Origin of the sequence: Streptomyces tricolor, assembly GCF_002155905.1 — a bacterium.
GTDB lineage: Bacteria > Actinomycetota > Actinomycetes > Streptomycetales > Streptomycetaceae > Streptomyces > Streptomyces tricolor.
Genome location: NZ_MUMF01000629.1, coordinates 1 through 7,870 on the forward strand (window position 1 = coordinate 1; position 7,870 = coordinate 7,870).

General features: G+C 69.2%; 9 protein-coding genes. 5 read left to right on the forward strand and 4 right to left on the reverse strand.

Features of this window, described 5'->3' with window-relative positions:
* Positions 1 to 20: 20 nt before the first annotated feature.
* Positions 21 to 800: an SDR family NAD(P)-dependent oxidoreductase gene (locus tag CCN44_RS35910; RefSeq protein WP_059247741.1), complete on the reverse strand. Its 780-nt coding sequence runs from the start codon at positions 798 to 800 to the stop codon at positions 21 to 23.
* Positions 801 to 834: 34 nt separating this feature from the next.
* Entirely contained in the window at positions 835 to 1,083 is a 249-nt protein-coding gene (locus CCN44_RS35915; protein ID WP_059247742.1) for an acyl carrier protein, read from the reverse strand.
* A 274-nt stretch (positions 1,084 to 1,357) separates the two neighbouring features.
* On the opposite strand from CCN44_RS35915, the gene CCN44_RS35920 reads away from it, so the two are divergent.
* The 3 genes from CCN44_RS35920 (at position 1,358) to CCN44_RS35930 (ending at position 4,066) form a co-directional block, all read left to right on the forward strand.
* Positions 1,358 to 2,677: an NDP-hexose 2,3-dehydratase family protein gene (locus CCN44_RS35920; RefSeq protein ID WP_086702789.1), complete on the forward strand. Its 1,320-nt coding sequence runs from the start codon at positions 1,358 to 1,360 to the stop codon at positions 2,675 to 2,677.
* 27 nt (positions 2,678 to 2,704) lie between these two features.
* Positions 2,705 to 3,109 (forward strand): hypothetical protein, encoded by a 405-nt coding sequence (locus tag CCN44_RS35925; protein ID WP_059247743.1) that lies wholly within the window; start codon positions 2,705 to 2,707, stop codon positions 3,107 to 3,109.
* Between the two features lie 153 nt (positions 3,110 to 3,262).
* Positions 3,263 to 4,066, forward strand: coding sequence for an AfsR/SARP family transcriptional regulator (locus tag CCN44_RS35930; RefSeq protein WP_308406204.1), 804 nt, complete (start codon positions 3,263 to 3,265; stop codon positions 4,064 to 4,066).
* A 44-nt stretch (positions 4,067 to 4,110) separates the two neighbouring features.
* Here the strand turns inward: CCN44_RS35930 and CCN44_RS35935 are convergent, their stop codons facing one another.
* A complete protein-coding gene (locus CCN44_RS35935; protein ID WP_079080862.1) occupies positions 4,111 to 4,908 on the reverse strand; it encodes an antibiotic biosynthesis monooxygenase in 798 nt (265 codons plus the stop codon).
* A gap of 167 nt (positions 4,909 to 5,075) precedes the next feature.
* Here CCN44_RS35935 and rfbB point away from each other — a divergent pair, with 167 nt between their 5' ends.
* Positions 5,076 to 6,119, forward strand: a complete 1,044-nt coding sequence (rfbB, locus tag CCN44_RS35940) for a dTDP-glucose 4,6-dehydratase (RefSeq protein ID WP_086702792.1) — start codon at positions 5,076 to 5,078, stop codon at positions 6,117 to 6,119.
* A 26-nt stretch (positions 6,120 to 6,145) separates the two neighbouring features.
* Here rfbB and CCN44_RS35945 read toward each other — a convergent pair whose 3' ends face one another.
* On the reverse strand, positions 6,146 to 6,706 hold the full coding sequence (locus tag CCN44_RS35945) for a DUF3291 domain-containing protein (RefSeq protein ID WP_086702795.1): 561 nt from the start codon (positions 6,704 to 6,706) through the stop codon (positions 6,146 to 6,148).
* Positions 6,707 to 7,055: 349 nt separating this feature from the next.
* Between CCN44_RS35945 and CCN44_RS35950 the strand changes: the two genes are divergently transcribed.
* On the forward strand, positions 7,056 to 7,679 hold the full coding sequence (locus tag CCN44_RS35950) for a hypothetical protein (RefSeq protein WP_086702798.1): 624 nt from the start codon (positions 7,056 to 7,058) through the stop codon (positions 7,677 to 7,679).
* The last annotated feature ends 191 nt before the right edge of the window (positions 7,680 to 7,870 follow it).

Consider the following 7,870-nt stretch of genomic DNA (forward strand, 5'->3'; position numbering starts at 1 on the left):
GGCCCGGGCCGCCGCGCACTTCAGTAGTTGCCCAGGCCGCCGCAGACGTTGATCGCCTGTGCCGTGACGGACGCCGCGGTGTCGGTCACCAGGTAGGAGACCAGGCCCGCGACCTCCTCCGGGGTCGAGTAACGGCCCAGCGGGATCTTCGCGTTGAACTTCTCCAGGACGTCCTGTTCGGTGACGCCCCAGAAGTCCGCGTACCCGGACCGGACCCGCTCGGCCATCGGTGTCTCGACGTATCCGGGACACACCGCGTTGACGGTGATGCCGGTCTTCGCCAGTTCGAGGCCGACGGCCTTGGTGAAGCCGACCACCCCGTGCTTGGACGCCGAGTAGGGCGACGCGTAGACGACCCCCTGCTTGCCGCCGGTGGAGGCGATGTTGACGATCCGCCCGTAGCCGTTCTCGCCCATCCGGCCGGACGCCAGCACCTCCCTGGTCACGCGGAAGACACCGTTGAGGTTGGTGTCGATCACGTCGAGCCAGAGCGACTCGTCGAGTTGCGCGATCTCACCGCCGCCGCCCCGGCCGGCGTTGTTGACCAGGATGTCGATACGACCGAAGCGCTCCACGGCCGCCGCGACGGCGGCACGCACACCGGCGGCGGAGGTCACGTCGCACGGTCCGCCGGCCACCTCCAGCCCCTCCGAAGCGAGCTTCGCCACGGTCTCGGCCAGCCTGTCGGCGTCCCGGGCGCACCCGTACACCGCAATCCCCTGCTCCGCGAGGGTCCGGGTCACCGCGAGTCCGATGCCACTGCTGGCTCCGGTGACGAAAGCCACCCGTCTGTCGCTCATCCGGTTTCTTCCCGTCCCTTCCCTGCCGGGCCCCTCACGCGGCGGACTTGGCGTTCACGAAGTCCGTCAGCGCCTGCGGCGTGGTCAGGTGCTCGATGTCGTCGGTGATGTCGACCCCGTACTCCCGCTTGATCAGGGCCGCGGTCTCCAGCAGGGCCAGCGAGTCGTAGCCGAGTTCACCGAACGTGGTCTCGCCGATCTCGCCGGCGAGCTGCTCCGACTCGTCCTCGCCCGCGCTGATCCGCAGAATGTCCTTGAGCCGGTCGATCGTCAGTTCCGCCATGTCCCTCTCCCGTGTCGCAGGGTTGTGCGTGCTCTGGAAATTTCTTCCGGACTACTCGGATCGCGCTCGTGGACGCCTGGAAAACCGACGTCGCGAGCAACGCTCCAGTAGCGCTGCCGCGGAATTCGAGCGGCCCCGTCCAGCGTGGCCGCACCAACGAATCCCAGCCAGCGAGGGTGTGTCGGGTGTGATAAGCCTGAAGCCACGGGAGGACCTCGGTCTTCCCAGCCGGCTTGCCGATTCCGCCAAGCGGACGGCGGGCGTTCAGATACGGATGGACGAGTTCGACGCGTGGCTGGCCGAACGGGCGGCTGCGCACGATTTCACGGTCGATCGCATTCCTTTCGCCGGACTGCGCGGCTGGTACTTCGAGAACGACATCGGAAACCTGGTGCACGACAGCGGCCGCTTCTTCTCCGTGGAGGGCCTCTCGCTGCGCAGTCCGGGATCCGCCGACCGGTTCCAGCCGATCATCAACCAGCCGGAGGTCGGCATACTCGGGATCCTCGTCAAGGAGTTCGACGGGGTGCTGCATTTCCTGATGCAGGCCAAGATGGAGCCGGGCAACCCGGTGCCGCTGATGCTCTCGCCGACCGTCCAGGCGACCCGGAGCAACTACACCCAGGTCCATCGGGGTTCCCGGGTCCGGTATCTGGAGTACTTCACGGGACGGCGCCCGGCGCGGGTGATCGCCGACGTGCTGCAGTCCGAGCACGGCGACTGGTTCTACCGCAAACGCAACCGGAACATGCTCGTCGAAGCGGATGCCGGCGACGACGTACCGCTGGCCGACGACTTCTGCTGGCTGACCCTCGGACAGATCAACGCCTTGCTGGCCAGGGACAACGTGATCAACATGGACTCGCGCACGGTGCTGGCGTGCCTGCCCCCGGTGGGAGAGGGTGCCGAGGCCGCCGACCGGTTCGGCCGGTCGCTGGCCGCCTCGCGCGACCCCGGCGCCGGCGCGGTGTCGACCATGACCGAGCTGCTGAGCTGGTTCACCGGGCTGCGGACCGATTGCCGGCTCGACGCCGGCCGGCTGCCGCTGGGCGCCCTGCCGGGCTGGCAGCGCGACGACAAGGAGATCAGCCGGGACGACGGCCGTCGCTTCCGGGTGGTCGCCGTCGACGTGCGGGCCGACAACCGGGAGGTCGCCAGCTGGTCCCAGCCGCTCATCGAGCCCATAGGCACGGGCCTGTCGGCCTTCCTGGTCCGGGAGTTCGACGGGGTGCTCCATGTGCTCGTGCGCGCCAGGGCCGAGGTCGGCTTCCTGGACGGCGTCGAACTGGGCCCGACGGTCCAGTGCATGTCCGCCTGCGAACGGGAGGAGGAGACCTCGCCGTTCCTCGACCGGATCCCCGCGCCGGGCTCCCCGCGGATCCGCTACGAGGCGTTCCACGCCGAGGAGGGGGGCCGGTTCCTGAACGCGGTCGGCCGGTACGTCATCGCGGAGGCGGACGGGCCGGCGCCCGACGCGCTGCCCCCCGATCACGCCTGGGTGACCGTGGGCCAGCTCACCGCTCTGCTCCGGCACAGCAACTACGTCAACGTGCAGGCACGCACCCTCGTGGCCTGCCTGAACTCCCTCGGCTAGACGGGACGCGGGGGGAAGGAGCGGAAGATGGCACTGCGGCGCCCTCGTCCCGTCGTCGCGGTCATATGGGCGGTGGACGACAGCCTCGTGCGCTGCGCCGCCGGCCTGGCCGAGGAACACGGAGGCGATCTCGTCGTCGTCCTGGTCGTACAACGGCCGTGGACCCTGCTGCTCGACTGCTCCCTGGCCGCCGCGTTCGACTCCACGGATCTCGAACTGGAGTCCCTGCTCAAGGTCGGGGCGTGTCTGGAGGGCGCGGCTGTGCGGTGGACCCTGCACACGGCCTACAGCGACGCCGGCAGGGCCGTCGCCGGCCTGGTCAGGAGAACCGAGCCCGGCTGGCTCGTGCTGGGCCGCCGTCGCTGGCGGCACACCGCCAAGATGGTGGACTCTCCCGCCCTCCCCGAGGACACCAAAGTGCTGATCGTCTGATCCGCTCTCGTCACGCGTATGAAAATCCCATACCGGGGTCCTGTGAACCTCATGCGTATTGGTGATCGCGGCAGTTCCGAGCTCAAACACGCTTGTGCATTCTTCAAAGGGAACCGCAGAGGCTGAAAAGAAGCGTCGCTAAAGGGGGACAAGTTGCTGGAAATCAACGTGCTCGGGCCGATGGAGGCCACGGGGGCGGGTCGGTGTATCGCGCCAACCGCGGCGAAACCGCGCCAGGTCCTCGCACTGCTGGCACTGCGGGCCGGTGAGGTCGTGTCGGTGTCCACCCTTGTCGAGGAGATCTGGGGTGAGAAGCCACCGCGCAGCGCACTGACGACCTTGCAGACCTACATCCTGCAACTGCGCAGACTGATCGGCGGCGTCCTGCTGTCGGGCTCGGCGAAGGACGTCCTGCTGACCCGCTACAACGGCTACCTGTTCACCCCCGAGGGCGTGATGGTGGACGCCCAGCTCTACGACGGGCTCGTCGACGAGGCCAACCAGGCATCGGAGAACGGCGACCACCTGGAGGCGTACCGGCTGGCCCGGCAGGCGCTCGACCTGTGGTCGGGGGAGGCGCTGGTCGACGTCCTGCGGGGGGCCCATCTCAGCATCGAGGCCACGCGTCTGGAGCAGAGCCGGCTGGGTCTGCTCGAGACCCGCATCGACGCCGAACTGCATCTGGGCCGGCACCACATGCTGCTCGGCGAGCTGGCGGTGCTGGTCGCCCGCAATCCGCTGCACGAGAGCTTCTGCGCCAAGCTGATGGTCGCCCTCTACCGCTCGGGGCAGCGCTGGCGCGCGCTGGAGGTCTACCAGACCGTGCGGACCGAGCTGGCCGACGAACTCGGGCTGGAGCCGTCGGTACGGCTGCAGCAGTTGCAGCACGCGATCCTGTCCGCGGATCCCTCGCTCGACTTCGTCGCCCCGAACATCCTGTTCACCCAGCCGACCTGACCCTGTGCGGGAACGGCGCCCCCGCCGTTCCCGCACCCGGCCGTTCATTCGGCGTCGGCGGCCTTGGCGTGCAGACGTACCTCGAACAGCTCCGGGCTCGACACGGCGAGGGCGCGCAGCGCCGCGCTGTGCGGCTGGAACTCCGGCCGTGCGACCGCCGCCCGCAGGCTGGCGTTGTCCGTCCAGCGTGCGATGTTCACGTAGGACGCCGGCTCGTCGAGCCGGCGGTGCAGCGTGTGCTCGATGAAGCCCGGCTGTGCCGCGAAGAAGGCCGAGGTCGCGGCGAAGGCCTCCTCGAACTGCTCGGCCGGTCCCGTCACCTCGAACTTGTTCACGAGCGTCACCGGGACCGCGCTCGCCGCCGCACCGACCCGGGCGACGACCTGCGCGTAGCGGGCCAGCGTCTCCCCCGGGCTCGGGCCGTCGAGCGCCGCGTGGATGCGGGGCGCGATCTCGCCGTGCCGGTGCAGTCCGCTGTGCGTGAGGGCCACGGAGGTCCTCCCGGGGCCGAGTGCCTCGAAGTCGACCTCGATGAAGCTCGCCTTCTCGTCGTCGAAGACCGGCTGCCAGTGCGGGCCGACCCGCCAGGTCAGCACGATCCGCTTGGGGGGGTTCCACTCCACCACCGTGCCCCAGGCGATCTCGGTTCCGTCGGCTCCGACCTCGTAGTAGCGACCTCCCTCGAAGGGTTCGATGGTGAGCGACACCCGGTTCTCGACGAAGACGTGCTTCTCGGGGAACCATTCGAGCGGACGCTCGGCGAAAATGGCGAAGGCCCGGTCCGCGGGTACGTCCACCGTCACCGTCTTGCGCACGTCGGGGATCTTCTGGGCCTCGGTCATGGATGCTCCTTGGGCGTCGGGATCATGTCCCCCACACTGGTCGACCTGTCTTGAACCTGGGCAGAACACGGATCGAACGCGACGCGCGCGCCGGCCAGGGCGGACCGGGGGCCGGGGTCGATCCGGGGTTTAGGGGTTCTCGAGGGGCCGGGGCCACCGTGGGCCGCATGCGTATCCTGGTCACCGGCGCGGCCGGCTTCATCGGTTCCCACTATGTGCGGGCGATGCTGAACGGTGAGTACGCCGGATTCGAACGTACTGAGATCACCGTCCTCGACAAACTCACCTACGCCGGCAACCGGGCGAACCTCCCTGCCGAGCACCCGCGTCTGACCTTCGTCCACGGCGACATCTGTGACCGTCAGCTGCTGCTCGATCTCCTCCCCGGGCACGAGGCCGTCGTCCACTTCGCCGCGGAGTCACACGTCGACCGCTCACTGGTGCGCGCGGCCGACTTCGTGGGCACCAACTGCGTCGGCACGCACAACGTCATGGAGGCGAGCCTCGCCGCCGGTGTGTCCCGCCTGGTGCACGTGTCCACCGACGAGGTGTACGGCTCCATCACGGAAGGCCGCTGGACGGAGGAGTGGCCGCTCGCGCCGAACTCGCCCTACGCGGCGTCGAAGGCGGCCGGCGACCTGATCACCCTCTCCTACGCCCGCACCCACGGCCTCGACGTGTCCATCACCCGCTGCACCAACAACTACGGCCCGTACCAGCACGTCGAGAAACTCATCCCCCTGTTCACCACCAACCTGCTGGGCGGCGTCCCCGTTCCGCTCTACGGCGACGGCTCCCACATCCGCGAGTGGCTGCACGTCTCCGACCACTGCCGTGCCGTGCAGCTGGTGCTGACGGGCGGCCGCCCCGGCGAGGTCTACAACGTCGGCGGCGGCACCGAGCGCACCAACCGGGAGATCACCGACCTGCTCCTCGACCTGTGCGAGGCCGACCCGTCGCTCGTCGACCGCGCCCCTGACCGCAAGGGCCACGACCTCCGCTACGCCCTGGACGACTCCAAGATCCGCACCGAACTCGGCTACGCCCCCGAGGTCCCCTTCGAGGAGGGCCTCGCGTCGACGGTCGCCTGGTACGCGGACAACCCGTCCTGGTGGCAGCCGCTGAAGAAGACCGGCCGTCAGGTCTCCCCGACGGGCGGGAACGGCCGCGGTGCCCACCCTGTCGGTTCGGCCGCCGGCCGGACCTCCTGACAGGAGCCGGCCTTCAGGCCCTTGTGTCAGCGGACCTGATCCCTCTCGGGCCCGGTGCCTTTGATCCTGGTCGCCGTTCCGTCCGGGGTGAACGCGTGGTGGAAGGTGAAGGCGTGCGGCGCGGAACCGTGGTCGTGGAGCTGCTCCAGCCTGGAAACCCCGTCCTGCCAGGTGGGTATGACGCCTTCGGCGATCCACCAGAACACGTGACTCGGGTGTCCTGTCCTCCTCTCGAACCAGTCGTACCGCCTGTTCAGCGCCTCACGGTGGAGACCGGTGTAGACGGCGTCGAAGGCGGGGCGCAGGTCGGTCCACAGGGAGAGGCTCGCGGCCAGGGCGGTGGTGTCCGCCGTACGGCCCTTGTCGTACCAGGCCGGTACGGCGAACTCTCCCCACGCACCCCAGTCCGCCTCGAAGTGTGAGCCCCGGCCACCGTCTGCCGCCTCGGCGTGTGCGAGATATCCGGGCTGCTGACTGATCGTCCGGTAGACGGCCGCACCGATGTCGTAGAACTCGCGCGTGAGGGGGGCGGGATCGGCGAGAGGTGACTTCAGCGTGCCGAATGTGTACAGAGCAAGATGGGGCATGCGTCTCTCCCTGGTGGGGTGGACTGGCGCGGTCTCGCTTCGGTGGCCCAGGCATGGGGGGCGAGGCTTCGTGGGGGCATGACCGATCCCCCTCGGGCGCGGGTGGCCCAGCCTGGAGCAACCCCGTGCGACCGTGGGCGACCACCGAAGGCCAGCTGAAGGTAGCTGCCTCTGACGGCCTTGTCGAAGTTGCGTTTTCCTCGTCCAAGTGGCTTCGCTCCGGAGGAATTTGCGGCAGCCGGGGTGGTGCCGGCGCGGCTGCCTGCCGGGGATTTGCCGAGACGCGCCCCAGCCCGTGCAGGGCTTGATGGAAAGACCGTCGCCCCGAACAGTTGTAGCGTCAGGCACCGTGAGTACGGACATACACGGCGGTATCGAATTCCGTCACCCCGACGCCGGCACCGACTACTACGAGGGGGAGCCGTGGGTTGCCGCCATGGATCTCTGGCCGTTGTACGACGAGACCGACGACGCCTCCTTCGGCTGCCTCTTCGGGGTACGCAACTACGCGGGCTACCGGCCTGTGGCCGCCGGCCGGGGTCTTCCCGGGGATCTGTCGAGCGCGCTGTGCGAACGACTGCAGCCGTGGGTGGCGGAGGGCCACCTCGCAGGGGCGACCTGGGTCAGCTGGGCCGAGATCGCGAGGCTGGATCCGGCAACCGCTCCGGACCACTACGTCGGCCGGGTCACTTGGTCGTCGCCGGCCAGGCCGTCGATCCTGCACCGGCAGCTCGTGCCGGCCGTATGGCCGGCGGAGCTGGTGGCTCTGGTGGGCCCGCGCCCGAACGAGCTCCAGGATGCCGACGACCACGCCGAGTGGATGAGCGGAGAGCTGCTCTGCCGGTACGAGTCGCTGACAGCGGGTTCCGTCCTCGGCCCCCGGTCGCACTGGCCCCATGTGTTCGCCGTGATGAAGGCTCTGGCGGATCGCTTCGGCGAGGACGCCGTGCGACTCGTCGTGGCCTTCGGCTGAAGGAAATCGTCGGACGGTGGATCACGGAACTGCGGTGACGGCCGTTTCCAGGAAGCCCCATGAGGGTGGGCAGCCACCGACTCACCGGCCCGCCTCGGCTTCGGCGGCGGAGCACCGCAGCAGTGCCGGACGGGTTTACGGCAACGCCGTCTTCAGCCGGGAGCGCGCCGAACTGCCCGCCGCCGCAGCCG